This is a genomic window from Neisseria wadsworthii 9715 (genome assembly GCF_000227765.1).
In the GTDB taxonomy this organism is placed as follows: Bacteria; Pseudomonadota; Gammaproteobacteria; order Burkholderiales; family Neisseriaceae; genus Neisseria; species Neisseria wadsworthii.
On sequence record NZ_JH165159.1, the window covers coordinates 1,922,839 to 1,948,177 of the forward strand.

The window sequence follows — 25,339 nt, forward strand, 5'->3', positions numbered from 1 at the left end:
CGCACTATGGCACCGGAACACATTCTGCAAATCATTCGCTCTCTCAACGTGATGCTTTCCCGCAAATTGAAAGCACCTTTCGGCGTGATGGCGGTTTATTGTGCGGACAATAGACCGGAAGATACGTCATCTTCCGGTGCCTATTATCTGCTGGATAAAAACGGCATCACTCTTTTCCAAGATGAAACCGTTCGGGCAGAATACCGACTTGGGCAACGCTCTTTGCTTAACTTTTTTCTTGACCACTGCCCTGAAGAAAAGCGCCGTCAAGCCGCAATTCTGCTTACATACTCTCCGTTATTCTGGCGCTTGAAATCTGCACTTAATATTCATGCAGGCACCATACCACTCGGCCGTTTGCTGCAAACCACTGCCAGCACAGCAGCATTAATCACTCTACTGTTAACTTGGTTTTTCTCTCATCAAACTACGCCTGAAACCAAGCCGGTGGGCATCTACATGAGCATTTGCTTCACGCTTGCCCTCAGTAGCGTTGCCCGTGTCGGCGACTGGTGGGATGATGTCCGCACCGGCATTAATCCCGGGATAGATTACGCTCGCCGCCTGGGCTTATTTCTCGCCGCGCTTGTTCCTTTCTACTATTATGCCAATATTACCGACTCACTATTAGAAAAACCGCTGCAATACACGCTGCTCTCAACCACAGCGGCTGCCGTATGTATGTCTTTTTTCAGCAATCGCAGTTAAGGTGCGTTAAAGCGGCATTTTTCACTGCATAAATATCTTTCTCCGGCAGCAAGAATTCCAAAGATAACAGTTTTGCAAAGCTCTTGTTCATTCTTTTGTTATACTACGCCTCCTTATTTTATATTCAAGAAAAAACATCAGAAACCATGCTGCTCAAACTGATTACCGATGCACGCGATGCCTTATTACTTCGCTACAAGCCCGCCGAAGCTTACCGCTACGCTCCCCCAGCGATTATTGGTGTTTTGCTGCTGCTCGGTTTGCAAAATGCAGCGGCTTTTGCCCCGTTTTTCGGCCGCGATGATGCTGCAATTGTGTTTTCTCTGATTTTTGTTGTCGTCAAATGGTTGCTGCTCAGTTTGGTAATGCAAACTATTTTGCGTCCCAACAACCATTTAAAAAAAACCTCTTATTTTGGGTTTATTTTGGCTACCGAAGCCTTGTTGGCACCCGCTATTGTTGTACTCTACTATCCGGACTTATCAGGCGTAGCCGTATTCTGGCAGATTTGGTGCTTTTGGGCTCAAGCAGCAGGTTTGATGAGCTTAAGCAAATCAAACGGTCTGAAAATTCTGCTCGGCTATCTTTCTTATTCATTTATCATGATTATTGTTTTATTTATCCTCATTAGCTTATTTATTGGTCTCGGCTTATTTGATCAAGCAGAGCTAATGGAGCGCAGTCAGCAAATATTCAAAGCCAGCCAACTTGCTCCTTAAAAGCCAAATGCCTGTCTGAAATTTTTCAGACAGGCATTTATTCAATGCACTCAATAAACTATGCTGCATCTTCCCAAAAAAATGCTTTTAATCTCCACGCATCACATCACTTCCAGCGTTTCAATTCCCAACAACTCCAGCCCTGTTTTCAAAGTGTTGCCGGTTAGCTTAGCCAGTTGCAAACGCGTATTTCGCACCTCGCCTTCGGCTTTCAGTATCGGGCACGACTCGTAGAAGCGGCTGAATAGCGTAGCCACTTGATAAAGATAAGCAGCAAGATAATGCGGATAAGCTGTTTCGCTCACGTTGTCCAAAACATCTTCAAACTTCAAAAGCTCAACCGCAAGCTGTTTTTCCAAAGTTTCATTCAGTACGGGCGCAGCAGTTGTATCCCATTCACCCGCCCGACGGAACACACTTTGCACGCGCGTATAAGCGTATTGCAAATAAGGTGCAGTGTTGCCCTCAAAGCTCAGCATATTATCCCAGTCAAACACATAATCGCTGGTGCGGTTTTTGCTCAAATCGGCATATTTAACGGCACCGATGCCAACCACTCTGCCGATACCGGCGGCGGCTTTTGCATCCAGTTCCGCATTTTTATCCTGCACCAATGCAGTGGCTCGTTCCACCGCTTCGTCAAGCAATTCCACAAGTTTCACCGTATCACCACTGCGTGTTTTAAACGGCTTGCCATCTTTACCCATCATCGTGCCAAACGCGATATGTTCAGCTACCACATTTTCAGACAGCCATCCTGCTTTACGTGCAACGGTAAATAATTGCTGAAAATGCAAGGCTTGGCGTGCATCCACCACATAAAGCAAACGATCGGCGTTCAGCTGGTTGACGCGATAACGGATACAGGCCAAATCGGTGGAAGAATACAAGAAACCGCCGCCTTGTTTCTGCACGATAAACGCAGCCGGTTCTCCCTCTTTGTTTTGAAACTCTTCCAGAAACACCACCTTTGCACCATCGTCTTCCACTGCCAAGCCCTGAGCGGTCAATTCGTCCACCACCGCTTGCAAGTCGTTGTTATACTTAGACTCACCAGCCACATCATCCGGAGTGAGCAGCAGACCGAGCGCGTCATACACATTTTGAGCATGACTTAAGGAGATATCGACAAACTGTTTCCACAATGCCAGTACGGTTTCATCCCCACCTTGCAGCTTCACCACATAATCACGCGCAATATCGGCAAATGCCGCATCTTCGTCAAAGCGGATTTTGGCTTCACGGTAAAACTGCTCCAAATCAGACAATTCAAAGCCGGCGTTGCCTTTTTGCTGCTCCACCATGTAAGCCACCAGCATACCGAATTGCGTACCCCAGTCTCCGACATGGTTCTGCCGAATCACTTTATGCCCTAAAAAGCCCAACACACGGGCAATGCTGTCGCCGATAATGCTGGAACGCAAATGACCCACATGCATCTCTTTGGCCAAATTAGGCGAAGAGTAATCAATTACCACGGTTTGCGGCTCTGTAACGACCTGCACGCCCAAACGCTCATTGGCTAGAGCGCTACGCAGCCCATTTGCTAAAAACTCTGCACGCAGGCGCAGATTGATAAAACCGGGGCCCGCCACTTCCGCATGCTCGATAACCGCATTATTCGCCAAAGCATCTGCTACTTTCTGCGCTAATTCACGCGGATTCGTCTTGGCTTGCTTTGCTGCCCCCATTACGCCGTTAATCTGAAAATCGCCGAAATCGGCATTCTTGGCAGGCTGCAACACAATCGGGCTGCCGCCGATGCCTGCGACTTCGAATGCAGCTTCAATTTCTTTGGCAACGCTTTGGTGTAAATTCATATTGCTTCTCGATTTATCAAAATGAGTATCAAAAATTAAGGCGTTATTCTAAAGGAAAACAGCTATGATAAACACCCGCAACGTTCATATGCTTACAACATCCAACGGTAAAACCAATAAGTTTTTTACTATAGTTGAGAAAATAATGCTCATAACAACCAGCTAACAACAGACAACACAAATATTACAAGAATGCGAGGCAATGCAATGTGAAAGATTCAAATTCATATAGATAAAGCCTGTCTGAAAATATTCAGACAGGCTTAAGTATCCGACAATCATTATATTGTGGGAAAATGGACGGCTAGCTTTATTTTATTTCAAGTCGGCAGCGGCAGCTTCAAACTTTCCGACTTTAACGGCAGCGGCTGCTTCCCGCTCTTTATCCAAATCTTCTAATTTTTTCTGCCCTTCGGATACGGCTCTCAAATCTTGGCGCTCTTTAGCCATCTTGATCGCCACTTGTTCAGCGGAAACACCGTTAGCCGAATCCTGCATATTACGAATCAGTTTCCACTGTCCGTAGATAAAGTATCCCAATGTACCTAAAATTAAAACAATAATAATGGTCAAAACAGCACTATCAGACAATTCTTGCCGGGCTCTCATGAGTTGTTTTCCTATGTGTGTGTTGTCAACGTTATATTTTTTTATTTAGTTTCTTCCTGCTAAGCGGGGCATTCTATATCAAAACTCTAACTAATTGCTCATTAATTAGATAAATTTTATTAATAAGGGCTCAAAACACTGTCTGTCTGAAAATAAGCGTGGTTATTTTTATGAAAAATGAATCATTTTCTTGTATAAAACCAAGCACTTTATTTTTTCTGTGCGGCCCTTTTAAACATGATCCACCAATCTTTCCAACCCAAAACCGGGCGCTTACTGAATACGTCGTAACGGTTTTCGTCTAATTTATGCAAAATCTGCTGGCCGCCCAAAATAATCATTCTCAATTCAAAACCTATTCTGCCTTTGAGGGTTTTGCCCAAAGGCGAGCCTGCCTTCAACATTTTGTGTGTGCGTTCACACTGGTAGGCCATCAGCCTCTGAAATGCAAAATCAACCTTGCCTGCGGCAATCTGCGCCTCGCTGACACCGAATTTTTCCAAATCATCCTGCGGGATATACACGCGCCCTTTTTTCCAATCTACTGCCACGTCCTGCCAAAAATTAATCAGTTGCAAGGCTGTGCAGATACCGTCGCTTTGTGCAATGCTGCGGCTGTCGGTTTCTCCGTAAAGGTGCAGCATCAGCCTGCCTACCGGATTGGCGGAGCGGCGGCAATAGTCCACCAGCTCGGCAAAATTTTGGTAGCGTTTTTTCTCTACGTCTTGCGCAAATGCCGAAAGCAGATCGTAAAAAGGCTGCAAAGGCAGATAGAAAGGTTCGATCGCCTGCCGCTGCAAACGTTGGACTATCGGGTTTTCCGGCGTTTTTCCGGCAGCAATAGCGTCCAACTCCTGTTTAAGCCCGGCCAGTTGCTGCAAGCGCGTTTCATTTGGGGCAACACCTTCATCGGCAATATCGTCCGCCGTGCGGGCAAAGGCGTAAATGGCGTGAACGGGCTTGCGCAAACGGCGCGGCAGCATAATCGAGCCGACAGGGAAATTTTCGTAGTGGTTAACTGACATGGTTTCTTTTGATTCGGAATGTTTAAAACAAAGTTTTTTGCGTACGGTTTAAATAGCTGTGCAAAGGTTTGGGCAAGCCGTATTGTTGCAGGTTTTGCATGCCCACCCAATGCCTGTCTGAAACTTTTTCAGACAGGCATTGGGCTTCAAACGGCATAATCTCAAGCAAACGGTGGGTAAGCCTGTGAGTAAACGCGGCCTGTTCGCTCAAACTCTCGGGCGGCAAACCCAGTTCTGCGGCAAAGTCATAAAGCGCTTGCAGGCTGTCAAAACACGGTACGCAATAAAGCCCCGCCCAAATGCCGCTTTGCGGCCGCTTTTGCAGCAATATTCTGTTATCCGCGTCGTGCAGCACCAGCCAATAAAGCGGCTGCGTTTTCACTTTAACCGCCGCTTTTTTCAGCGGTAGCTCGTGCACCCGGTTTTGCGCTTTGGCTTGGCAAAACACTTCCATCGGGCATTCTTCGCACAAGGGCTTGCTGCGTTTGCACACGGTTGCGCCCAAGTCCATCAGCCCTTGCGTATAGGCGGGCATATCGGCCGGATCGGGCGGCAACAGGCTCTCGGCCAACGTCCACAGACTGCTTTCGAATTTTTTGTCGGCCGGATTGCCTCCGCGCGCAAACACGCGGCATAACACGCGCTTCACATTACCATCCAAAATCGTTTCCCGCCGTTGGAAAGCAAACGCCGAAATCGCCGCCGCCGTGCTTCTGCCCACGCCGCAAAGCTGCTCCAACTGCCGGCGTGTGTCGGGGAAAATGCCGTCGAATTCCGCCACCACCTGTTTGGCGGCTTTGTGCAGATTGCGCGCACGGCTGTAATAGCCAAGCCCCGCCCAAAGCCCCAGCACCTGATCTTGCTCCGCCGCAGCAAGCGTGTGCACATCAGGAAACGCAGCAATAAAACGTGGATAATAGTCCAACACGGTTACCACTTGGGTTTGCTGAAGCATGATTTCAGACAGCCATACGCAGTAAGGGTCTTGCGTTTGCCAGGGCAAATGATGGCGGCCATGCTTTTTCTGCCAGTTTATCAAAGCATCGGCAAAGCCCCTTTGCGCCGCTTCAGGCATTGTGTTTAACGTTTTTTCGACAGCATCCATGTTCAGACAGGCATTTCAAATAATACGAGTGCGGTATTGTAGCAAGAATACACACCCAATTCTCACCATGCCTGTCTGAAAACCTTTCAGACAGGCATGGCAAACCGACAACCAAAATACAACACTGCCTTCAAACACCCGCCATTGTTCGCTTTGCCGTCAAAATTGTGCATCACGGCACATTATCCGGCCGCCAACACATATGCCGGATATTGCCCGCCCCCGGCCAATTCATTACAATCCGAAACTCTTTATATCCGTCCAACCCAAGCAAAGAAAGGAGCACATCATGATTCACACCGTTTCAATCCGCTCAATCACTCTTTGCAGCCCTGCCACATAAGGCACACATCCAAATTCTGTGTTGCCCGCAACCGGGCTGCTTTCCCCAACAGCAAAACAACGCGCATAGTATTTATGCCTGCTTTTTTGCGCCTTAAGAAAGTTTTTTTATTTATGGGCACAGAATATTCCCCGAAAACCATTATTATTGCCGATTCAAACACTTGGATAGAAGGCAACGCCATCCAGCAGCTCGAAACTACCGCCCGCCTGCCGCATATGCGCTGCGTGGCCGGCATGCCGGACTTACACGCAGGCCGCGGTTATCCCGTGGGCGCGGCATTTTTCAGCAGCGGCCACTTCTACCCCGCACTAATCGGCAACGACATCGGCTGCGGCATGGCCTTTTGGCAAACCGATTTACCCGTCCGCAAAGCTAAACCGGCCAAGCTGGCCAAGCAGCTCGGCAACATCGACACGCCGCTTGATGAAAGCTGGCGGCAACACATTGCCGGTTTGCTGCCGAATCCCGCACTCCCCGAAGCCGCCGGCGCGTTGGGCACCATCGGCGGAGGCAACCATTTTGCCGAGCTTCAAGCGCTCGACACCGTTTACCGCCCCGAAAAGCTGCCCGCCGCATTCAGGCCGGATTGCTTGCAGCTTTTAGTGCACAGCGGTTCGCGTGGCTTAGGCCAACAGATTCTGCGCCGCCATGTGGAACGCTTCGGCCATCAAGGCCTGTCTGAAAGCAGCAGCGAAGCAGTGGCTTATCTGGCCGAACACGATGCCGCGCTTGAATTTGCCCGCGCCAACCGCCGTTTGATTGCCGCGCGCATGTTTGAACGCTGGCGCGCCGAAGGCGAATGCCTGCTGGACGTGCACCACAATTTCCTGCAACGCGCCGAAATCAAAGGCGAAACCGGCTGGCTCCACCGCAAAGGCGCCACTCCTGCCAACAGCGGCTTGGTGATGATTCCCGGTTCCCGCGGCGATTACAGCTATTTGGTCGAACCTGCCGCAGACTGCAACGCCTCGCTTTACTCGCTGGCACACGGCGCCGGAAGAAAATGGCAGCGCAGCGAATGCAAAGGCCGCCTGTCGCACAAATATTCCGCCGACACCTTAAGCCAAACCGAGTTCGGCAGCATCGTCGTTTGTCGGGATAAGGCCTTGATTTACGAAGAAGCACCGCAAGCCTATAAAAACATCGACAGCATCATCCGCGCGCTGGCCGATGCCGGGCTGGTCATTCCGGTTGCCCGTTTCAAACCGGTGCTCACCTATAAAACCAGCGGCCCTTGCGGAGGTTAATTATGAGCATCAGCTTACACATTTCCACTGCGCAAGGCCCTGCCGAATGCCGCATTTTCGCCCGCTTCGCCCTGCAAAAGCTGCTCGCAGAAGCACAGGGCTGCGGCATCACGGCAGATATCCTTGAGCACACGGCCGACAAACACGGCATTTTATCCGCCACCGTCGAGCTGAACGGAGAAGCCGCCGAAGCCTTTTCAAAAAGCTGGCAAGGCACGCTGCAATGGATTTGCAGCAGCCCCGTCCGCCCCAAGCATCCGCGCAAAAACTGGTATATCGGCATTTTCCGCCTGCCCGAACCGGTTGAAACCGCCGACGGCGGCGAAATCGTGTTCCAAACCTGCCGCGCCGGCGGCAAAGGCGGGCAACATGTCAACAAAACCGAAAGCGCCGTGCGGGCCACCCACACGGCCAGCGGCATTTCCGTGCGCGTAGAAAGTGAGCGCAGCCAACACGCCAACAAAAAACGCGCCCGGGAGCTGCTGCTGCAAAAAATCGCAAGCTTGCAGGCCGCCCAATTGGAGCAACATGCAGCCGCCAAACACAACCAGCTTTATCAAGTTGAACGCGGCAACCCGATCCGGGTGTTTGAAGGTGTTCATTTCAAAGAACGTTAACGCTCGTGCGGCAATATAGTCAACCCATTTACACAATAACAATACCGTCATACTCGCGGCTTGACCCGAATATCTCCTAAAGTTATTGGAACTCAAGATACTCGGGTCAAGCCCGAGTATGACGAGTGTGTTATTTTTAAGTTGATTCACCATATCAGCTTGTGAAACATTGGTTTGCACCCAACAAAACAAATACCCTACAATGCCGCTCATCATTCACACTCCTAACCCATCATGGCACATAAACTCCTCTTACCACTCATCTGCTCTTTCGCCATCGCCACAGCTTGCGCGGCAGAATCCCGGCTTTACTCCATCAATGCAAAAGCCACTGGCGCCCCGTTTGACATGACCGCAACCGAAATCAAGCGCGAGCCCGCAAAGTCCTACCTCTCCGCGCCCGGTTTCTCGGAGCGCACCGCCGCCCAGTCCCGCTGGCTGATGTGTGTTTACACCGATTTAACGCTGAAACGGGGCTTTTCCCACTTCACTGTTGTTTACCCGCCTGAAAACTCCGACGTCATCACCCTCGGCTTTGCCAACTCGGAACGCGCCAAACCCAAGCAGCTTTTGGGAAAAGACTACGCGCCCGAACACATGCTGGGCGAAGCTGAAGAAATGATGCCGGTCGACACGTTTTCACTGCTTTGCGGCTTTTAATCCGCCGACAGTTCAGTTCCCCATAAAAAATGCCTGTCTGAAACACTTTCAGACAGGCATTTCCTATTTCTTATTCCACCTCGGCTGCCGGTTTGATCACAAACTTCTGCTCCGCAACTTTCGGCTCCACCGACTCGCGGTTACCCTGAATAAACTGAATCTGACGGCGCACCAAAAATGCCAACACCAACAACACGGTTACTCCGCCCATAAATGCCGCGCGCATCGCATAAAGCAGGTTGAAGCCGATATTTTTTCCGAACTCGGGCGCAAACAGCAGCACCATCAACAAAGGCACCATCATAATCAGCAAAATATACAAGCGCTTCCAGAAAGAGCCGCTTACCTCTTTAACCTCGTCACGCGGATCGTCGCATAAATATTTCAACACGCCTTGCAGCGGTTTGCCCAGCAAAGCCCAGCAGGCAAGGCTTACCAACAACGATGCAGCCGTCATCACACCAATGACACTCATCACATGGCTTACGGGATAGTCCATTTCCATTCCTTTCGTTATTTCTGTTAAAAGAGAAATTTACTTTTAAAAATTAAAGCAGATGCCCTGCTTTAATCAATCGAAATACCGCTTTGTCAAACCAAACGGCCGATATGGCAGTTTCAGACAGGCATTTTCATCATGCCAGCATCACTTGCTGCCGCTTAAAAACTTCTGTACTTTCGCACCCAGCTTCAAAACTTGGGTCAGCGTACCGGTGGAAAGCTTCAGCATTTCGCGCGTCCAATTCGTTGCCACTTCCATAAACTGCTGTGTATCGCGGATACGCTTCTGAACCTGCTCGTTTTCCTGAGCAAATTCAGGCGTGGCCATCAATTCGTTTAAAAATTGCAGCGTCGGCTCGATTTCCCTGCGTTGGCGCTCTTCTACAATCGTGCGCACCAAAGTCCACACATCGTCGGAAGTCGTAAAATAATCGCGCCTGTCACCCAGCTGGTGGGTTATCTGAACCAGCTTCAGGCTTTGCAGCTCTTTGATGCTGTTGCTCACATTCGAGCGCGCGAGGCTTAACGTTTCGGCAATTTCTTCCGCATTCATCGGTCGCCCGATAATAAACAGCAAGGCGTGGATTTGCGCAACGCTGCGGTTGACGCCCCATTGGGTGCCCATTTCGCCCCAATGCAATACAAATTTTTGAGTGGTCGGATTCAGTTTCATGCTTCGTATTATAAGCCATCATTAATTTCTGTCAATACAGAAATTTTAAAAAATTAAATTGTTGGTTAGGAAGATTAGAAAGTTTTATAATAACCGGGCAAAATCCGAGAGAGATACACCATGAATATTACCATCATCGACCATCCGCTGGTTAAACACAAACTCACCCTGATGCGCGAAGCCGATTGCAGCACCTATAAATTCCGCACCCTCACCACCGAGCTGGCGCGCTTGATGGCCTACGAAGCCAGCCGCGATTTCGACACCGAAAAATACATTATCGACGGCTGGTGCGGCGAAATCGAAGGCGAACGCATCAAAGGCAAAACGCTTACCGTCGTGCCGATTCTGCGTGCCGGTTTGGGCATGCTCGACGGTGTACTCGACCTGATTCCCACCGCCAAAATCAGCGTAGTCGGCCTGCAACGCGACGAGGAAACCCTCAAACCCGTTTCTTATTTTGAAAAATTCGTCGACAGCATGGATTCGCGCCCCGCGCTGATTATTGACCCCATGCTGGCCACCGGCGGCTCTATGGTTGCCACCATTGACCTGCTGAAACAGAAAGGCTGCCGCAATATCAAAGCGTTAGTTTTAGTGGCCGCCCCCGAAGGCGTGAAGCTGGTAAACGAAACACATCCCGACGTAACCATCTACACCGCCGCGCTCGACAGCCATCTGGACGAACACGGCTATATCATCCCCGGGCTGGGCGATGCGGGTGATAAAATTTTCGGTACCCGCTGAATTCTGCCCGGAAAAAATAGATCAATATCAATCAAAATGCCTGTCTGAAAGTTTCAGACAGGCATCTGTTTCACCTACCTAAGAAAGAACGCACCATGAATTTTCAAGACAATCTCGCAAACCTGCCCGATATCAGCCACTTAAGCGGCTTGGACGTGCAAGACACAGCAGGCAATACGCTGCACCATATCCCCGCAGCGCCCGGCAAGCTGGGTTCGCTCAAACTTTACAACGCATTGGCGCAGGAATTTAACGGCGCATTAAACGCTCAGGCAGCCGAACGGGGCTTGACATTATTTGCCGAACACGTTGCCGATGCCCAAGCCAACCCCGGCAAACATCCGAATATCGACCTGCTCTTTAAAGTCAAAAACGAAAACCTCACCTTGCAGCTCAAACCGCTAAACGCATAAACTGCTTTTGGGCGCAAACTCAGTTGCCAACACAACTCTTGCAACCAACATGCCTGTCTGAAAATGTGACGCTCCGCGTTTATTTTCAGACAGGCATTTATCTTTACTTTAGAATTGTTATATTATAACATAATATACTAACTATTCTATTTCATCACACCTTCAAAGAAAGATCTCATGAAAAACAAAACCGCTTTATCCGTTCTCGGCGCCCTGCTTTTTTACACGTCAGCACAAGCCCACCGTGTATGGGTGGAAACTGCACACACCCACGGCGGAGAAATTTTAAAAGCCGAGCTGGGCTATGGTGAATTCCCCGATATGGAACCGATTGCCAAAGACCGCCTGCATATTTTCAGCAAACCCATGCAGTTGATCACCGGCAAAGGCAAAGAAGATTTGGTGCAAAAAGGCCAACATAACTACCAATACCAAAGTAAAAAACCGGTAAAAGACGGCAGCTATCTGGTAACAGCGGAATACCAGCCCACTTTCTGGTCGAAAAACAAAGCCGGCTGGAAGCAGGCCGATATGAAAAAAATGCCTGATGCCGAATATTGCGAACAAACCCGCATGTACGGCAAAAATATTGTCAACGTAGGCCACGAAAGCGCCGATACCTCCATCATCACCCGCCCGGTCGGCCAAGGCTTGGAAATCGTGCCTTTGGATAACCCGGCCAATGTGCATGTGGGCGATAAATTCAAAGTGAAGGTACTGTTCAACGGCGAGCCTTTGCCTAAAGCCACACTTACCGCCACCTTCGACGGCTTTGATACCAGCGACCGAAGCAAAACGCATAAGGTGGAAGCCCAAGCCTTCTCGGATGTTACGGGCGACGACGGTACTGTAAGCATTATTCCGCTGCGTCAAGGTTTTTGGAAAGCCAGCGTAGAGCACAAAGCCGATTATCCCGATCAAAAAGTCTGCCAAAAGCTCGCCAGCTATACCACTATGACTTTCCAAATCGGCCACACCCATCATTAAGCCGATATTAGAAAATCGCATTATAGTGATCCGAATTTTAAATGGCACACTGGCCATACTCGGACTTGACCCGAGTATGACGGTACCGTTTTATCGTAAATAAACTTTATTTCTACTACGGCGTTGCTGCGCCTTATATCAAAAATAAGTTTATTTACTATATGCCAAGTGGTTTAACCATATCAGTTTTCTTAGCTAATGAAAAATGCCTGTCTGAATATTTTCAGACAGGCATCGTATTACTTAAGCTGTATTTACTTTACACAGTATACAAACCAAGAGGTGCTTATTTGCAGGAAACACCTAAAATTTTAGGTTCGTCATCTTTCGACAATTTGATTTTGCAGCTGGTAGAAGACGAGCCGCTCACCACAACATAGTTATTGCCGCCTTCTTTGCTACTACGGATGCGCACCGGCTCTTTTACACCCATTGAAAGCGATGTTCTAGCCAAATTCTCCGACAATTCGGCCGGCAAGCCTGATGAATCTTCTTGAATATCAATAGATTTTTCTTTAGACACCGCCATCGGGCTCAGCGCCAAAGACAGCACGGTCAACAAAATGGTACCTGTGCGTTTGTTCATGATTTTATTCCTTATTTAAGTTGCGCTTTAGGGCGCAGACAGCTCCAATATAAGGGATAATCTTGCAAGAAGCTGGTTTTTTGCGGATTTTTTACATAAACACACCTTAAAGTGTGTCTTAAACATACAAAAATATATGCCTGTCTGAAATGGATATTTTCAGACAGGCATCGTTTAAACCGGTGCTTATTTAATCACTTCTTCTTTGATTTCATTCGCATTTTCCGGCGCTTCAATGCTTTCGTCTACTTCATAGTCGTCAACTTCATTATAGTTGCTTTCTCCGAAAGGCAATTTGAACGCTTTTATAACCTCAGGGAATTTAACCACTTTGCTGTTTTCTGGCTTGAATGTGAACACAGGATTACCGAAGCGGTTCAGAGTCATAACCATTTCAAAGTTCAAAGCTTTTTCTTTGCCGTTGACTTGCAGATAGTTTCTACGCGCCACAGTGCGGCCTTTTCCATCTAAATAAATGCTTTCAACCATCGGGCTGCCGATCATTTTTTCAAAAGCATCGAGATCTTCTGTCAAGCTGGAAACACCATCGGCATCGGCCAAATCGTCTGCCATCATTTCAGCTGTCGAAGAGTCGGCAGCGTTCTCAGATGCTTTGATAGCCGACGCCGCATCCGCCACTTCAGCCATCGCACCATCCAATGCAGAATCTGTATCTTCTAATTTAACGCCAAAAACTTTGGCCATCACCGAACGTACGGTTTGATAATCTTCCTCGGAGGAGCCCTCTTCCAAGCCGGCTTTTTGCATGTTTGTAAACTCATGGTCGAAATCACGGTAAAATGCCTTGTAGAAAACTGCCAGATTTTCTTTGTTCCACACAATATCCACACGGTGCTTCGCACCTGCGCGTTTACCGAATTCATCCATCTCCGCCGCTTTGTAAGCCTCGGGCGGTACGGCTTTATAAGCTGTGTAGCTGGCTTTTACGAGCGCTTTCAAAGTTGTTTTAAGCGGAAAGCTTTTCTTTTCCACATCGCTCCAAGCAAACTGGATCGGCTGCTCGCTTAAGCGGTTAACCAATGCTTTGTCTTGAATGAAAATATCCATAATCATCGGAATGGTTGCCGGCATATCAATCGTAGCCGTCATATTTTTACCGTCCAACAAAATGGGCATTTTCATGCTGCTGTATTCGTTTTTATTGTCGTTAACAAACTCAGGAACCAATTCGATTTTTTGCTGGCGCAAATCAACCGCACCGTTCACACGGAGCTGCGTATTTTGAATATATTTGGTTATAGCCGGATAGCCTTGCGCCAAATCCGCGCCTTTGGCTCCCCAGTTGCCTTCTTCAATATCGGCATAAGGATTATATTCTTCCTCGCATCCGCATTGTTCAGTGGATTCAGTTTCAGCAGCACTGGCTGCTTCAGCTTCCGGCTCTTTTTCCTCCGCACGTTTTTTTGCTGCTTCGGCAGCCACTTGAGGCGCCAGCCCCTTATCTTTATCGCTTAGGAAAACATGCGCTTTGCCTTCAAAATTGTAGCTGTAATCTTTACTCAAGCTGCGGTCGACAGAGATTCCCACCATTTCGTGTGGCGTTTTGCCGTCCAAAGTGCTGCACGCGCTCAGGCCGAAAGCAGCTACGGCTACCGCCAATAATGTTTTTTTCATAACTTTCCACCCTTTTTTGTTAAATTAGTTTAATTTTTTCAAAGTTCGGATTATGCCCGAATTATTTATTTCTTGCAAAACTTCGCTATAATCCCGCTAGTTCCAATGCAATTTTTATAAAAATGACCCAAACCGTTACCTTTTCTCAAAACTCAATCAGCTTTTCCGTTGATGATAATGAATCTATCCTGAGCGCAGCCAAACGCCAAAGCCTTAACCTGCCTCATTCCTGCCAAAACGGCATTTGCGGCCAATGTAAGGCTCAAGTTGTGAGCGGCCATGCCGTTCAAGACGGCCATGCCGAGCAGGCGCTAACTGCGGAAGAGCAAGCTGCAGGCAAAATTTTAATGTGTTGCTCAACCGCACAAAGCGATTTGGTGCTTGATATTCCGGGCTTTGATGCTGATACTCCGCCCGTACGCACGCTGCCGGCGCGTGTTAACTCGGTAGAATATATTCATGATGTCGCCATCGTTACGCTTGCCCTGCCCAAAGCCCCACCCTTTGCATTCTACTCCGGCCAATATATTGATATTCTTCTGAAAAACAATCATATCCGAAGCTACTCCATCGCCAGTTCCGCCGATAATCCCGGCACGCTGGAGCTGCATATCCGCCGCCGTGAAAACGGCTTGTTTTCCAATATGCTGTTTGGCGAAGATGCCGTTGTAAAAACCGGAGCAGTCATGCGTATCCGTGCACCTTTGGGCAGTTTTACACTGCGCAAAAACAGCCGCGCGCCTTTGCTTTTATTGGCTACAGGCACGGGCTTCGCGCCGATTAAAAGCATTCTGCAATATCTGGCCGCGCATGATCAGCAGCGCGAAGTCCACTTTTATTGGGGTGCACGGCATGAAGCGGATCTTTATCAAGCCGATGCCGCAGCCGAACTGATAAGCCGCCTGCCCAACGGCTGTTTCACACAAGTTTTGTCGCGCCCGCAAGATGGCTGGCAAGGGAAAACCGGCTATATCCAGCAACATATTCTGACTGACTATCCTGATTTATCAGCTTACGAGGTATATGCCTGCGGTTCACCGGCAATGATTGAAGCAACTCATCAGCAATGCGAAACGCAGCAGAATCTGCCGCGTGATTCGTTTTTCTCAGATGCTTTTTCGCCATCTCATTAGAATATTTAAATATTACATAACAAAACTGCCCGATTGGGCAGTTTTGTTGTTTATAGATTGTATTTAAATAATAACTATGATTAAAGCATTCTATTGACCTGAGTCAATGCTATGTAGGAATTATTCTCTATAATTACTCTAAACCAATATCAATAAACAAATATGGGAACACGATTATGGAATTACTGGCAGAATTATTTAAATCCCCTGTGGGTATTTTATCCTTTATCACAATTATGGTTGTGATTGTGATTGCAACTTTTTTATTTTTTTGGATAAAAAAACAAGCAGATCAAACACCGAAAAAATAAAACGAATCTCTTTCCTCTTGATGTGTGTGTGTTTGGGTGTGGCGAATGTCACACCTTTTTTTGCCTTGTTGAGAATGCCTGTCTGAAAAAATGATTGTTCAGACAGGCATTTTTATTATTCCGGCCATTTGTCGTTATATTTTGGAAAAATCTAATATAAATAAAATAAACTATATTTTGCTTCTAACCGCGCATTCTGCGCCATTCCATATAATCACGCAGAGGCGGCATAGGTGGATTGATGCAATGTGGACAAATGGCGGTGGTGTCTTCATCGTCATCAAATTCAATGTGCAAGGCATTCGGATCAAACCGCGCTTGTTGTGCCACCGCCTGCGCCAGTGCCTGCGCTTGAACCACATCGAATTCAAATGTTTGAATAATTTCTTCCAAGAGACCCTGCTCGGAATGGGAGAAATCGATTCGGTTTTGTTCTATCAACCGAACATAGTCGGCATTTCTGATTTTTTGATGCAACAATTCTATAAACATGCGTGGGCCTTAACAATAGTGAATGCCTGTCTGAAAAAAGTTTTTCAGACAGGCATTGTATTGTATTACAAAGAGTTACACAATTTCGGCTTTTTCAATCACCACATCTTCTACCGGCACGTCATCATGGTAGCCGTGGCTTTTGGTTGCCACGCCTTCGATTGCGTCTACCACATCAAAGCCGTCAACTACTTTGCCGAACACAGCATAACCCCAGCCGTGCAGGCTCGGCTCGGTGTGGTTTAAGAAGGTGTTGTCTTTGGTGTTGATGAAAAATTGTGCGGAAGCGGAGTGCGGCGCTTGGGTGCGCGCCATTGCGATGGTGTATTTGTCGTTTTTCAAGCCGTTTTGCGCTTCGTTTTGAATCGGCTTGCGGGTTTGCTTTTCTTTCATACCCGGCTCCATGCCGCCGCCCTGAATCATAAAGCCTTTGATTACGCGGTGGAAAATCACACCGTCGTAAAAACCGTCTTTCACATACTGCTCGAAGTTGGCCGCGGTTACAGGGGCTTTTTCGTGATCCAATTCCAGAGTAATCACGCCTTTATTGGTGGTTAATTTAATCATTGCTCTATCCTTAGTTTATTGCAAACGGGTTGAATTTCCCGAAACACATGGGGCTGCCGCCTCAATATTCAATGCCTGTCTGAAAATATTTTTCAGACAGGCATCCGAAAGCGCAAGCTAGCATTTGGCTTCGGCACCGCTGCGCATGTAATACCACCAGTTAATCACACAGCATAATGCATAAAAGGCAATAAACAGATATAGCGCGGCGTTCACACTGCCGGTCATCTCAATAGATGTGCCGTAACTTTTCGGAATCAGAAAGCCGCCGTAAGCCGCAAATGCTGCAGTAAAACCAATCACTGCCGCGCCTTCTTTAGTGGCATCTTGCAAAGCCTGCTCTTTTGTTTTCACACCTTGCAAAGCGAGCTTTTCGTGCATATTCAGGAAAATCACCGGCACTTGCATAAAGGTCGAACCATTACCCAAACCGGTTAGGGCAAACAAGGCCATAAAGCAGGCGAAGAAACCCCAGAAATTACCGCCCTGCCCGTTGGTCGGCAAAAATGCCAGCACTCCGAACACCGCAATAATCATACCGGTAAACACCAATTGGGTGATTTTGGCGCCGCTTTTAATCTTATCCGAAATCCAACCGCCGAGCGGGCGCACCAGCGCGCCGACCAACGGGCCTAAAAACGCATATTTCACCGGATCCACTTCTGGAAACTGGCCTTTAATCAACAGCGGAAAGCCGGCGGAGAAGCCGATAAACGAGCCGAATGTGCCCAAATAAAGAATACACATCAACCAGTTGTGTTTGCGCTTGAAAATTACCGACTGCTCTTTGAAACTGGCTTTGGCGCTAGCCAAATCGTTCATGCCGAACCAGGCGGCCAATGTCGACAAGATAATAAACGGCACCCAGATAAAGCCTGCGTTTTGCAGCCAAATCTGCTTGGTTTCATCGCCTTTCACCCAAGTTTGCGCTTCACCGCCCAATGCGCCGAACAGGCCTGCGGTAATCACCAGCGGCACGGTAAATTGCACTACCGACACGCCCAAGTTACCCAAACCCGCATTCAAACCGAGCGCCGTACCCTTTTCCGCTTTCGGAAAGAAAAAGCTGATATTGGCCATACTGGAAGAGAAGTTGCCGCCGCCGAAGCCGCACAATAAAGCCAAAAGCGCCATCAGAAAATAGCTGGTGTTCGGGTTTTGCACCGCAAAGCCCAAGCCGATGGCAGGCAAAAGCAGGCTGGCGGTGGAAATCGCCGTCCACTTGCGGCCGCCGAATATCGGCACCATAAACGAATAGAAAATCCGCAAAGTCGCGCCCGACAAAGCGGGCAAAGCAGCCAGCCAGAACAATTGGTTGGGCGTGTATTTAAACCCGATATTCGGCAGATTGACCACTGCCACGCTCCACACCTGCCACATGGCAAATGCCAGCAAAAGCGCGGGAATGGAAATCCACAAATTGCGCCGCGCAATCGGCCTGCCTGTTTTTTCCCAAAATTCCTTATCCTCGGGGCGCCAATCTTGAATGGTATAGCTCATCTCGAAATCTCCTCAAATTATTCGGCCGCGGGGCGTTTGGCTTTGAATGAAAAGTGCATCCAGATCAGCGATACACAAACCGTGCCGTAAAGCAGCATAAAGCTGGTGGAGCGGATGCCGGTCCAGTCTTCCAGGAATCCGAACATAATCGGCAGCAAAAAACCGCCCAAACCGCCCGCCAAACCGACAATGCCGGAAACCGCGCCGATATTGTCGGGATAATCGTCGGCCACAAATTTGAATACGGAAGCTTTGCCCACCGCCATTGCCACACCTACGGTAAACATCAAGATGGTGAAGATGGTAACGTTCAAGCCGATGTGCAGGCTCACTTCACCTTTGGTGGTATGAATCACCAAGTCGGTTTGCGGGTAAGACAAGATGAAAAAGCACACCCAGCAAATCCACATCACCGCCCAAGTAACCTTATATGCGCCGAACTTATCGGAAAAATAGCCGCCCAAAGCACGCAACACGCCGCCCGGCAGAGAGAAACACGCAGCAAGGAAAGCCGCTGTTTGCAGGCTCAAGCCGTATTCGCCCACATAATATTTGGTCATCCATAAAGCCAGCGCCACATAGCCGCCGAACACCACGGAATAATACTGGCTGTAACGCAATACGCCCGGATCTTTCAAAAGCGCGAGCTGCTCGCCCAAAGTTACGGAAGAAGAAACCTGATGGCTTTTGTCGCTGTAAGAAGTAAACCAAAACAGAATTGCCGTGCCCAGCATAATGGCTGCATACACAGTCGGCACAAAATGCCAAGTTCCGTAAGCAATCAGCGCGGGAGCCAGAAATTTATTCAGGGCAGAACCGGCGTTACCCGCACCAAACACACCCATCGCCATGCCTTGCTGGTCTTTCGGGAACCAACGCGCCACATAAGGCGTACCCACCGAAAACGAACCGCCGGCTAAGCCCATTACCAAGCCGATAACCAAAAAATGCCAGAAATGGTCGGCATACTGCATCAAGTAAATCGCCGGCACACAGGCAATCATTAAAGAAAACAACACGATTCTGCCGCCGTAGCGGTCGGTCCAAATACCCAAAGGCACACGCACCAGCGAGCCGGAAAGCACCGGCGTAGCCGCCAGGATACCGAATTCGGCTTCAGACAGGCCTAATTCATTCTTAATCGGAATGCCCACCACAGCCAGCATCATCCAAATCATGAAGCAGACCGTAAACGAGAGCGTACTGGATATTAAAACGGAATATCGTTTGTATGTTGAGGAAGCCATGCTATTTACCTTTTCGGTATCTGGATTGAAGTTCCCGAATAAGCGCCGCAATACGGCACACTATTCATCTGAACATAACCTTACGCCAAGAACACCTCCTTTTACATTATTACAAAGCACGGCTCAGGCATCGTGTGTAACTAGAACACAGATACGCCACATGAACATAAAGCTAATGCAAAAGAACTAGATTCAGTGCCATAGCAAACAACCATGCCTGTCTGAAAACTTTTCAGACAGGCATGGTTGTTTGCTATAAATGGCCGGGATTATTGTGCAGCCGGTGCCACGTTGATGCCGCCGTCAGCAGGTGCCGCAGGAACCATCGCACCTTCGGCAGGCAGTGCGGGCGGTGCGTCTACTTGCACAGGCTCGGCTTCAACCGGAGCGATCGGCGCAGCATCAGCAGGCGCAGGTACGGCAGCACCTGCTTCGGCCGGAGCGGCAGGAATCGCGGCAGCACCCGGTTCAAACTGGAATTTCACGCTGTCGTCATTTTTAGAGCTGCGGGCAACGCCATCGTTTTCCACAGCCTGCAAACCCGGAATGTCGCTCGGCGCACCTTCGGCAGGTGTTTGCGCATTAGCCAATGCGCTACCCAAAGCAGCCACTGCGGCCAAAGACATTACGATACTTTTTTTCATGAAGATTCCTTTCTTATCTACTTCAAAGGACAGCAGCCGCCCCGCTTATCCGGGAATGCGGCGCTTATCCCGATTCTCTCTGTTTAGTTTAAATATTCTGTTTTGCGGCTGGGGCATTTTTGGAAAAAACCGAATCCCCCAATCCTTTACGGCAAATACACTTTCTTTACTTGATACAAAGCGGCAAAGCGCAGCATAAATAAAGCTATTTGCCGTAAACACTCGTCCGAACATTTTCAGACAGGCTTCGCATTGGAGCATTCAAGCCGATTTAAGTTTTTCAAGAATCATTAAACAAACTCAAGTTTGCGGCAAGATTCCGTTAACCGCTTTCTTTTTAAAAGAATAAATCTGCTTCAAATGCCTGTCTGAAAAAAGTTTCAGACAGGCATTCACGCTAAATTATCACGAAAGAAAACAAAAACGATTTGCATTTGAGAGGAGAAAGCGCGATAATTTACATAACTTAAAAATCTGCTTGCATTAAATATGTTGATTGCATTACTTATCATGCTGCGCGAAGGTATTGAAGCGGCATTGATTGTCGGCATCGTAGCCGGCTTCTTAAAACAATCGGGATACAGCCATCTGATGCCCAAAGTTTGGCTGGGTGTCGCACTCGCCTCCTTCATCTGTATCGGCACAGGGATTACCATTTACAAAACCACAGGCGAAATTCCGCAGAAGCAGCAAGAATTTGTGGTGGGCGTTATCGGTTTGGTTGCCGTAGGCATGCTGACTTATATGATTCTCTGGATGCAGAAAGCATCCCGCTCCATCAAACAGCAATTGCAAAGCTCAGTTCAAGCCGCGCTCAACCGGGGCAGCGGGCAAGGCTGGGCTTTAGTGTTGATGGCTTTTCTCGCCGTTATCCGCGAAGGTTTGGAAAGCGTGTTTTTCCTGATTGCCGTTTTCCAGCAAAGCCCCACGCCATGGATGCCTGCCGGCGCCGTGCTCGGCCTGCTGATTGCCGTTGTAATAGGCTGGCTGATTTATCAAGGCGGCGTGCGGATTAATCTGGCCAAATTCTTCCGTTGGACAGGCGTGTTCCTGATTTTCGTAGCAGCCGGTTTATTTGCAGGCGCATTCCGCGCTTTGCATGAAGCCGGTATTTGGAATATCGGACAAAACGTTATCGCCGACTTCTCATCCGTACTGCATGAAGACAGCCCGTTAGGCGTGCTGCTCGGCGGCTTTTTCGGCTATACCGACCATCCTGTTTTAAGCGATGTAGTGCTCTACTTCGCCTATCTGATTCCCGTTTTATTCTTGTTTTTTAAAGGCAGCCGCCCCGCTGCGAAACCATAATGGAGAGAGAAAAATGAATAAATCCAACCTAACTGCTTTATCTATCTTAATTGCATTAGGCCTGTCTGCCTGCCAACCGCCCGAAGCTGAAAAAACTGCCGCGCCCACTTCCGGCGCATCAGGTGCGGCGCAAACCAAAAATGCCGACGGCTCGTTCAACATTGCGGTTAACGACAGCGCCTGCGACCCGATGGAGCTCACCGTTCCCAGCGGCGAAACCGTGTTCAACATCAAAAACAACAGCGGCCGCAAGCTCGAATGGGAAATTCTCAAAGGCGTGATGGTGGTGGACGAGCGTGAAAACATCGCCCCCGGCCTGTCCGACAAAATGACCGTTACCCTCTTGCCCGGCGAATACGAAATGGCCTGCGGTCTCCTTACCAACCCGCGCGGCAAACTGATCGTAACCGACAGCGGCTTCAAACCTGCCGACAACACCGCCAACTTGGAAAAACTTGCCCAACCGCTGGCCGATTACAAAACTTATGTTCAAGCCGAAGCTGCCGAACTCGTGAAGAAAACCGCCGCTTTCGTTGCCGATGTGAAAGCGGGCAAACTTGAAGATGCCAAAGCCAAATTCGCTGACACTCGTACCCATTACGAACGCATCGAGCCGATTGCCGAATTGTTCAACGAGCTCGACCCCGCCATCGATGCGCGTGAAGACGATTTCAAAAAAGGCCCGAAAGACCCGGAGTTTACCGGTTTCCACCGCATCGAGTATGCTTTATGGGTTGAAAAATCCACCGACGGCGTGAAAGAAGTGGCCGATAAGCTGGAAGCCGACGTGAAGAAACTGCAAGCAGAAATCGACTCGCTTAACTTCCCGCCGAGCAAAGTTGTGGGCGGCGGCGCCGTGTTGATTGAAGAAGTGGCCGGCAGCAAAATCAGCGGCGAAGAAGACCGTTACAGCCACACCGATTTGAGCGACTTCAACGCCAACGTAGAAGGCGCGCAAAAAATCGTTGAGCTTTTCCGCCCTATGATTGCCGAGAAAAACAAAGGGCTGCTGGATAAAACCGATGCCAACTTCAAGCAGGTCAACGACATTTTGGCGAAATACAAAACCGCCAACGGCTTTGAAACCTACGACAAACTCTCCGAAGCCGACCGCAAAACCCTGCAAGCGCCCATCAACGCATTGGCCGAAGACTTGGCCCAATTGCGCGGCACACTGGGCCTGAATTGATGCCTGTCTGAAAAAAGGCAGAACACTAAAACGCGGGTTCTGCCCGCGTTTTGTAGTGAATCAACTTAAAAAATAGTACGCTCGTCATACTCGGGCTTGACCCGAGTATCTCTTAAAGTTACTGGAACTCAAGATACTCGGGTCAAGCCCGAGTATGGCGGTATCGTTATTAAACTTAAGTGAATTGACTATAGTGCGTACGGTTATTACGTCCAATAACCATAAATTCAGACAGGCCTGTCTGAAAACAAGGAAACCGATATGTCAGACCCCAACCAAACACCCGACAAAAGCAAACGCAACCTGTTTAAAGCCGCCGCCATCGCCGGAGCCGGTGTTGCCGCAGGCGCGCTCGGCGGCATCAAATTCGGCAAGCAGGAAGAAAAAACCGCCGCCAACATGCACAGCAACCAACGCTACGACTGCTACGGCACCCATCAGGCAGGCATTACCACACCGCACCAACCTTTCGCCATCATGTGCGCCTTCGACATCACCGCCAACGGCGCATCCCAACTTATCAACTTCTTCCGCGTGCTCACCACCCGCATCGAGTTTCTCACGCAAGGCGGCGAATTGCAGGACGGCGATGCCAAGCTGCCGCCCTCAGGCAGCGGCATCCTAGGCAAAAAAGTGCCGAGCGACGGCCTCACCGTTACCGTATCCGTCGGCGACAGTCTGTTTGACAAGCGTTTCGGCCTGGAAGCCAAAAAACCCAAGCGCCTGCAAGAAATGAAACGCTTCCCCAACGACAAGCTGGCCGCTGAATGGTGCGACGGCGACATCAGCCTGCAAATCTGCGCCCTCAGCCCCGAAACCTGTCAAAACGCCCTGCGCGACATCATCAAAAACACCGCGCAATTTGCCGTAGTCCGCTGGAGCATTGACGGCTTCCTGCCCAAAACCACGCCCGGTTCCGCTCCCCGCAACCTGCTCGGCTTTCACGACGGTTCGGCCAATCCTGACGTGGCCAACCCCCAAACTGCCGATGCCGTGTTGTGGACAGGCGTCGCCCCCAACAGCCTCGACGAACCGGCATGGGCGAAAAACGGCACCTATCAGGCCGTACGCATTATCCGCCACTTCGTAGAATTCTGGGACAGAACGCCCCTGCAGGAGCAGGAAGCCATATTCGGACGCGAAAAATACAGCGGCGCGCCATTAGGCATGAAAAAAGAGCAAGATACGCCCGACTATGCCAAAGACCCCGAAGGCAAAACCATCCCCAAAGACAGCCATATGCGCCTGGCCAACCCGCGCGATCCCGAGTTTATGAAAAAACACCAACTTTTCCGCCGCCCCTTCAACTATTCGCGCGGCCTGGCCAAATCAGGCCAATTAGACGTAGGTTTGGTATTTATCTGCTACCAAGCCAACCTTGACGACGGCTTTATCTTCGTGCAAAAACTGCTCGACCTCGAGCCGCTGGAAGAATACATCAGCCCATTCGGCGGCGGCTACTTCTTTACCCTGCCGGGCGTCAAAAAAGGCGAATTTATCGGCCAGAGTCTGATGCTGGGTTAACGTTTCAGTGCTACTTAAATGCCTGTCTGAAAACAAACCTTTCAGACAGGCATTCTATTGCAAACGCTTCAAACAAGTTCGGCATCAAATCGCCGCATCCGAAGTTTCACCGGTTCGGATGCGGATGGCCTCTTCAACCGGCAAGATAAAAATTTTACCGTCGCCGATTTTGCCCGAACGCGCCGCTTCCACAATCACCTCAACCGCGCGTTCCACCATATCGTCGCCCAACACAATTTCCAGCTTCACTTTCGGCAGAAAATCCACCGCATATTCCGCCCCGCGGTAAATTTCCGTATGCCCTTTCTGGCGGCCGAAGCCTTTCACTTCACTCACCGTCATGCCCGCAATACCCGCTTCGGTAAGCGCTTCGCGCACATCGTCTAATTTAAAAGGTTTGATAATGGCTTCGATTTTTTTCATAGTTTCCTCAAATTCTCAAATAACGCAATATGCCTGTCTGAAACAATAATAATGATGTTTTAATTTCCCTTCTGCATCCGCCGCAAGATTTTCTGCTCGAAAACCACAATATAAAGCCGCACCAGCAGCAAGAGAAAAAATATGGTAAAAAACACATGGCGCAAATACACAAACACACGCGCCCAGCCCGCCGCCTGCTTCTCCAGCAGCGTAACCTGCTCGTCAACCAGCGCTTTCGGATAATTCTGCTCCACCCGCTCTTGCGTCAGCTCATCGGTAAAGGCAGCAGCCAGCAAGACGTTGCCTTCCGCCACGCCCAAATATTTCAAATCCGCCACCATCCGATCCTGCGGCTTGGCTGCTACATTATGCCGGTTTTCATACTGGTTCAACGCGCGGCAGAAAGGATGGTTTTTGCCGCAGAAAAACGTAAACTCGCGCCCGTCTTTCTCAGCCTTAAATTCCTTGCCTTCCTCTCCCAGCGACACCGCCATACCGTGCTCCGAATAAAGCTGTGCACTCTGCCAATCGACTCTGCCAGTTTTATACATGCTCACACCCAGCATCAGCCAGCTAAACAAAAGCATCCACAGCATAATCCGT

28 protein-coding genes are annotated in these 25,339 nt (G+C 49.2%); 13 read left to right on the forward strand and 15 right to left on the reverse strand.

Annotation, left to right across the window (positions count from 1 at the left end; genetic code table 11):
* Positions 1-6 precede the first annotated feature (6 nt).
* Both HMPREF9370_RS08885 and HMPREF9370_RS08890 read left to right on the forward strand, forming a co-directional pair.
* Positions 7-708, forward strand: a complete 702-nt coding sequence (locus HMPREF9370_RS08885; RefSeq protein WP_009117125.1) for a hypothetical protein — start codon at positions 7-9, stop codon at positions 706-708.
* A gap of 146 nt (positions 709-854) precedes the next feature.
* The gene (locus HMPREF9370_RS08890; RefSeq protein ID WP_009117126.1) at positions 855-1,427 is read left to right on the forward strand and encodes a hypothetical protein; all 573 of its coding nucleotides are present in this window, start codon (positions 855-857) and stop codon (positions 1,425-1,427) included.
* Positions 1,428-1,528: 101 nt separating this feature from the next.
* Here the strand turns inward: HMPREF9370_RS08890 and argS are convergent, their stop codons facing one another.
* The 4 genes from argS to mutY all read right to left on the reverse strand — a co-directional run bounded on the left by argS (position 1,529) and on the right by mutY (position 5,986).
* Positions 1,529-3,247, reverse strand: coding sequence for an arginine--tRNA ligase (gene argS, locus HMPREF9370_RS08895; RefSeq protein ID WP_009117127.1), 1,719 nt, complete (start codon positions 3,245-3,247; stop codon positions 1,529-1,531).
* 315 nt (positions 3,248-3,562) lie between these two features.
* Positions 3,563-3,856: a hypothetical protein gene (locus HMPREF9370_RS08900; RefSeq protein ID WP_009117129.1), complete on the reverse strand. Its 294-nt coding sequence runs from the start codon at positions 3,854-3,856 to the stop codon at positions 3,563-3,565.
* Positions 3,857-4,065: 209 nt separating this feature from the next.
* The gene (hpnC, locus tag HMPREF9370_RS08905) at positions 4,066-4,881 is read right to left on the reverse strand and encodes a squalene synthase HpnC (RefSeq protein ID WP_009117130.1); all 816 of its coding nucleotides are present in this window, start codon (positions 4,879-4,881) and stop codon (positions 4,066-4,068) included.
* Between the two features lie 22 nt (positions 4,882-4,903).
* Positions 4,904-5,986, reverse strand: a complete 1,083-nt coding sequence (mutY, locus tag HMPREF9370_RS08910) for an A/G-specific adenine glycosylase (protein WP_009117131.1) — start codon at positions 5,984-5,986, stop codon at positions 4,904-4,906.
* A 456-nt stretch (positions 5,987-6,442) separates the two neighbouring features.
* Here mutY and HMPREF9370_RS08915 point away from each other — a divergent pair, with 456 nt between their 5' ends.
* From HMPREF9370_RS08915 to HMPREF9370_RS08925, 3 genes are all read left to right on the forward strand, one after another.
* Positions 6,443-7,579 (forward strand): RNA ligase RtcB family protein, encoded by a 1,137-nt coding sequence (locus tag HMPREF9370_RS08915; RefSeq protein WP_040667618.1) that lies wholly within the window; start codon positions 6,443-6,445, stop codon positions 7,577-7,579.
* 2 nt (positions 7,580-7,581) lie between these two features.
* Entirely contained in the window at positions 7,582-8,196 is a 615-nt protein-coding gene (prfH, locus tag HMPREF9370_RS08920; RefSeq protein ID WP_009117135.1) for a peptide chain release factor H, read from the forward strand.
* Between the two features lie 234 nt (positions 8,197-8,430).
* Positions 8,431-8,856 carry a hypothetical protein gene (locus tag HMPREF9370_RS08925; RefSeq protein WP_009117136.1) on the forward strand — a complete coding sequence of 142 codons (426 nt, stop codon included), beginning with the start codon at positions 8,431-8,433 and terminating at the stop codon, positions 8,854-8,856.
* A 70-nt stretch (positions 8,857-8,926) separates the two neighbouring features.
* Here HMPREF9370_RS08925 and HMPREF9370_RS08930 read toward each other — a convergent pair whose 3' ends face one another.
* Together HMPREF9370_RS08930 and HMPREF9370_RS08935 are read right to left on the reverse strand one after the other, a co-directional pair.
* Positions 8,927-9,355, reverse strand: a complete 429-nt coding sequence (locus HMPREF9370_RS08930) for a hypothetical protein (protein ID WP_156792991.1) — start codon at positions 9,353-9,355, stop codon at positions 8,927-8,929.
* A gap of 147 nt (positions 9,356-9,502) precedes the next feature.
* Positions 9,503-10,030, reverse strand: coding sequence for a GbsR/MarR family transcriptional regulator (locus tag HMPREF9370_RS08935; RefSeq protein ID WP_009117138.1), 528 nt, complete (start codon positions 10,028-10,030; stop codon positions 9,503-9,505).
* A 120-nt stretch (positions 10,031-10,150) separates the two neighbouring features.
* On the opposite strand from HMPREF9370_RS08935, the gene upp reads away from it, so the two are divergent.
* The 3 genes from upp to HMPREF9370_RS08950 all read left to right on the forward strand — a co-directional run bounded on the left by upp (position 10,151) and on the right by HMPREF9370_RS08950 (position 12,177).
* On the forward strand, positions 10,151-10,777 hold the full coding sequence (gene upp / locus HMPREF9370_RS08940) for a uracil phosphoribosyltransferase (protein ID WP_009117139.1): 627 nt from the start codon (positions 10,151-10,153) through the stop codon (positions 10,775-10,777).
* A gap of 95 nt (positions 10,778-10,872) precedes the next feature.
* Complete coding sequence (locus HMPREF9370_RS08945) at positions 10,873-11,190, forward strand: DUF2322 family protein (protein WP_009117140.1); 318 nt, start codon at positions 10,873-10,875, stop codon at positions 11,188-11,190.
* A 177-nt stretch (positions 11,191-11,367) separates the two neighbouring features.
* On the forward strand, positions 11,368-12,177 hold the full coding sequence (locus HMPREF9370_RS08950) for a DUF4198 domain-containing protein (RefSeq protein ID WP_009117141.1): 810 nt from the start codon (positions 11,368-11,370) through the stop codon (positions 12,175-12,177).
* Between the two features lie 286 nt (positions 12,178-12,463).
* On the opposite strand, the gene HMPREF9370_RS08955 is transcribed toward HMPREF9370_RS08950, so the two are convergent.
* The gene (locus tag HMPREF9370_RS08955; RefSeq protein ID WP_009117142.1) at positions 12,464-12,763 is read right to left on the reverse strand and encodes a hypothetical protein; all 300 of its coding nucleotides are present in this window, start codon (positions 12,761-12,763) and stop codon (positions 12,464-12,466) included.
* Positions 12,764-12,949: 186 nt separating this feature from the next.
* On the reverse strand, positions 12,950-14,398 hold the full coding sequence (locus tag HMPREF9370_RS08960; RefSeq protein WP_009117143.1) for a hypothetical protein: 1,449 nt from the start codon (positions 14,396-14,398) through the stop codon (positions 12,950-12,952).
* A gap of 122 nt (positions 14,399-14,520) precedes the next feature.
* Between HMPREF9370_RS08960 and HMPREF9370_RS08965 the strand changes: the two genes are divergently transcribed.
* Positions 14,521-15,531 (forward strand): 2Fe-2S iron-sulfur cluster-binding protein, encoded by a 1,011-nt coding sequence (locus tag HMPREF9370_RS08965; protein WP_009117144.1) that lies wholly within the window; start codon positions 14,521-14,523, stop codon positions 15,529-15,531.
* Between the two features lie 176 nt (positions 15,532-15,707).
* Positions 15,708-15,842: a DUF3149 domain-containing protein gene (locus HMPREF9370_RS11840; protein ID WP_009117145.1), complete on the forward strand. Its 135-nt coding sequence runs from the start codon at positions 15,708-15,710 to the stop codon at positions 15,840-15,842.
* A 183-nt stretch (positions 15,843-16,025) separates the two neighbouring features.
* Here HMPREF9370_RS11840 and HMPREF9370_RS08970 read toward each other — a convergent pair whose 3' ends face one another.
* The 5 genes from HMPREF9370_RS08970 to HMPREF9370_RS08990 form a co-directional block, all read right to left on the reverse strand.
* Positions 16,026-16,334, reverse strand: coding sequence for a hypothetical protein (locus tag HMPREF9370_RS08970; RefSeq protein ID WP_009117146.1), 309 nt, complete (start codon positions 16,332-16,334; stop codon positions 16,026-16,028).
* Between the two features lie 75 nt (positions 16,335-16,409).
* Entirely contained in the window at positions 16,410-16,901 is a 492-nt protein-coding gene (locus HMPREF9370_RS08975) for a peptidylprolyl isomerase (protein WP_009117147.1), read from the reverse strand.
* A 117-nt stretch (positions 16,902-17,018) separates the two neighbouring features.
* Complete coding sequence (locus HMPREF9370_RS08980) at positions 17,019-18,401, reverse strand: NarK family nitrate/nitrite MFS transporter (protein ID WP_009117149.1); 1,383 nt, start codon at positions 18,399-18,401, stop codon at positions 17,019-17,021.
* A 17-nt stretch (positions 18,402-18,418) separates the two neighbouring features.
* Entirely contained in the window at positions 18,419-19,648 is a 1,230-nt protein-coding gene (locus HMPREF9370_RS08985) for an MFS transporter (RefSeq protein WP_040667111.1), read from the reverse strand.
* A 269-nt stretch (positions 19,649-19,917) separates the two neighbouring features.
* Positions 19,918-20,292 carry a flagellar hook-length control protein FliK gene (locus tag HMPREF9370_RS08990; protein ID WP_009117152.1) on the reverse strand — a complete coding sequence of 125 codons (375 nt, stop codon included), beginning with the start codon at positions 20,290-20,292 and terminating at the stop codon, positions 19,918-19,920.
* Positions 20,293-20,781: 489 nt separating this feature from the next.
* Between HMPREF9370_RS08990 and efeU the strand changes: the two genes are divergently transcribed.
* The 3 genes from efeU (at position 20,782) to efeB (ending at position 24,313) form a co-directional block, all read left to right on the forward strand.
* Positions 20,782-21,600, forward strand: coding sequence for an iron uptake transporter permease EfeU (gene efeU / locus HMPREF9370_RS08995; RefSeq protein WP_009117154.1), 819 nt, complete (start codon positions 20,782-20,784; stop codon positions 21,598-21,600).
* 13 nt (positions 21,601-21,613) lie between these two features.
* A complete protein-coding gene (gene efeO / locus HMPREF9370_RS09000; protein WP_009117155.1) occupies positions 21,614-22,789 on the forward strand; it encodes an iron uptake system protein EfeO in 1,176 nt (391 codons plus the stop codon).
* Positions 22,790-23,050: 261 nt separating this feature from the next.
* On the forward strand, positions 23,051-24,313 hold the full coding sequence (gene efeB, locus HMPREF9370_RS09005) for an iron uptake transporter deferrochelatase/peroxidase subunit (RefSeq protein WP_009117156.1): 1,263 nt from the start codon (positions 23,051-23,053) through the stop codon (positions 24,311-24,313).
* Between the two features lie 84 nt (positions 24,314-24,397).
* Here efeB and HMPREF9370_RS09010 read toward each other — a convergent pair whose 3' ends face one another.
* Positions 24,398-24,736 carry a P-II family nitrogen regulator gene (locus HMPREF9370_RS09010; protein ID WP_009117157.1) on the reverse strand — a complete coding sequence of 113 codons (339 nt, stop codon included), beginning with the start codon at positions 24,734-24,736 and terminating at the stop codon, positions 24,398-24,400.
* A 59-nt stretch (positions 24,737-24,795) separates the two neighbouring features.
* A complete protein-coding gene (locus HMPREF9370_RS09015; protein ID WP_040667112.1) occupies positions 24,796-25,323 on the reverse strand; it encodes a hypothetical protein in 528 nt (175 codons plus the stop codon).
* Positions 25,324-25,339: the final 16 nt, after the last annotated feature.

Excerpts from the sequence above, each read along its gene's own strand:
- HMPREF9370_RS08885 (WP_009117125.1), top strand. The coding sequence starts at position 7 with ATGGCACCGGAACACATTCTGCAAATCATTCGCTCTCTCAACGTGATG.
- HMPREF9370_RS08890 (WP_009117126.1), top strand. The coding sequence starts at position 855 with ATGCTGCTCAAACTGATTACCGATGCACGCGATGCCTTATTACTTCGC.
- argS (WP_009117127.1), bottom strand. The coding sequence starts at position 3,247 with ATGAATTTACACCAAAGCGTTGCCAAAGAAATTGAAGCTGCATTCGAA.
- HMPREF9370_RS08900 (WP_009117129.1), bottom strand. The coding sequence starts at position 3,856 with ATGAGAGCCCGGCAAGAATTGTCTGATAGTGCTGTTTTGACCATTATT.
- hpnC (WP_009117130.1), bottom strand. The coding sequence starts at position 4,881 with ATGTCAGTTAACCACTACGAAAATTTCCCTGTCGGCTCGATTATGCTG.
- mutY (WP_009117131.1), bottom strand. The coding sequence starts at position 5,986 with ATGGATGCTGTCGAAAAAACGTTAAACACAATGCCTGAAGCGGCGCAA.
- HMPREF9370_RS08915 (WP_040667618.1), top strand. The coding sequence starts at position 6,443 with ATGGGCACAGAATATTCCCCGAAAACCATTATTATTGCCGATTCAAAC.
- prfH (WP_009117135.1), top strand. The coding sequence starts at position 7,582 with ATGAGCATCAGCTTACACATTTCCACTGCGCAAGGCCCTGCCGAATGC.
- HMPREF9370_RS08925 (WP_009117136.1), top strand. The coding sequence starts at position 8,431 with ATGGCACATAAACTCCTCTTACCACTCATCTGCTCTTTCGCCATCGCC.
- HMPREF9370_RS08930 (WP_156792991.1), bottom strand. The coding sequence starts at position 9,355 with ATGGACTATCCCGTAAGCCATGTGATGAGTGTCATTGGTGTGATGACG.
- HMPREF9370_RS08935 (WP_009117138.1), bottom strand. The coding sequence starts at position 10,030 with ATGAAACTGAATCCGACCACTCAAAAATTTGTATTGCATTGGGGCGAA.
- upp (WP_009117139.1), top strand. The coding sequence starts at position 10,151 with ATGAATATTACCATCATCGACCATCCGCTGGTTAAACACAAACTCACC.
- HMPREF9370_RS08945 (WP_009117140.1), top strand. The coding sequence starts at position 10,873 with ATGAATTTTCAAGACAATCTCGCAAACCTGCCCGATATCAGCCACTTA.
- HMPREF9370_RS08950 (WP_009117141.1), top strand. The coding sequence starts at position 11,368 with ATGAAAAACAAAACCGCTTTATCCGTTCTCGGCGCCCTGCTTTTTTAC.
- HMPREF9370_RS08955 (WP_009117142.1), bottom strand. The coding sequence starts at position 12,763 with ATGAACAAACGCACAGGTACCATTTTGTTGACCGTGCTGTCTTTGGCG.
- HMPREF9370_RS08960 (WP_009117143.1), bottom strand. The coding sequence starts at position 14,398 with ATGAAAAAAACATTATTGGCGGTAGCCGTAGCTGCTTTCGGCCTGAGC.
- HMPREF9370_RS08965 (WP_009117144.1), top strand. The coding sequence starts at position 14,521 with ATGACCCAAACCGTTACCTTTTCTCAAAACTCAATCAGCTTTTCCGTT.
- HMPREF9370_RS11840 (WP_009117145.1), top strand. The coding sequence starts at position 15,708 with ATGGAATTACTGGCAGAATTATTTAAATCCCCTGTGGGTATTTTATCC.
- HMPREF9370_RS08970 (WP_009117146.1), bottom strand. The coding sequence starts at position 16,334 with ATGTTTATAGAATTGTTGCATCAAAAAATCAGAAATGCCGACTATGTT.
- HMPREF9370_RS08975 (WP_009117147.1), bottom strand. The coding sequence starts at position 16,901 with ATGATTAAATTAACCACCAATAAAGGCGTGATTACTCTGGAATTGGAT.
- HMPREF9370_RS08980 (WP_009117149.1), bottom strand. The coding sequence starts at position 18,401 with ATGAGCTATACCATTCAAGATTGGCGCCCCGAGGATAAGGAATTTTGG.
- HMPREF9370_RS08985 (WP_040667111.1), bottom strand. The coding sequence starts at position 19,648 with ATGGCTTCCTCAACATACAAACGATATTCCGTTTTAATATCCAGTACG.
- HMPREF9370_RS08990 (WP_009117152.1), bottom strand. The coding sequence starts at position 20,292 with ATGAAAAAAAGTATCGTAATGTCTTTGGCCGCAGTGGCTGCTTTGGGT.
- efeU (WP_009117154.1), top strand. The coding sequence starts at position 20,782 with ATGTTGATTGCATTACTTATCATGCTGCGCGAAGGTATTGAAGCGGCA.
- efeO (WP_009117155.1), top strand. The coding sequence starts at position 21,614 with ATGAATAAATCCAACCTAACTGCTTTATCTATCTTAATTGCATTAGGC.
- efeB (WP_009117156.1), top strand. The coding sequence starts at position 23,051 with ATGTCAGACCCCAACCAAACACCCGACAAAAGCAAACGCAACCTGTTT.
- HMPREF9370_RS09010 (WP_009117157.1), bottom strand. The coding sequence starts at position 24,736 with ATGAAAAAAATCGAAGCCATTATCAAACCTTTTAAATTAGACGATGTG.
- HMPREF9370_RS09015 (WP_040667112.1), bottom strand. The coding sequence starts at position 25,323 with ATGCTTTTGTTTAGCTGGCTGATGCTGGGTGTGAGCATGTATAAAACT.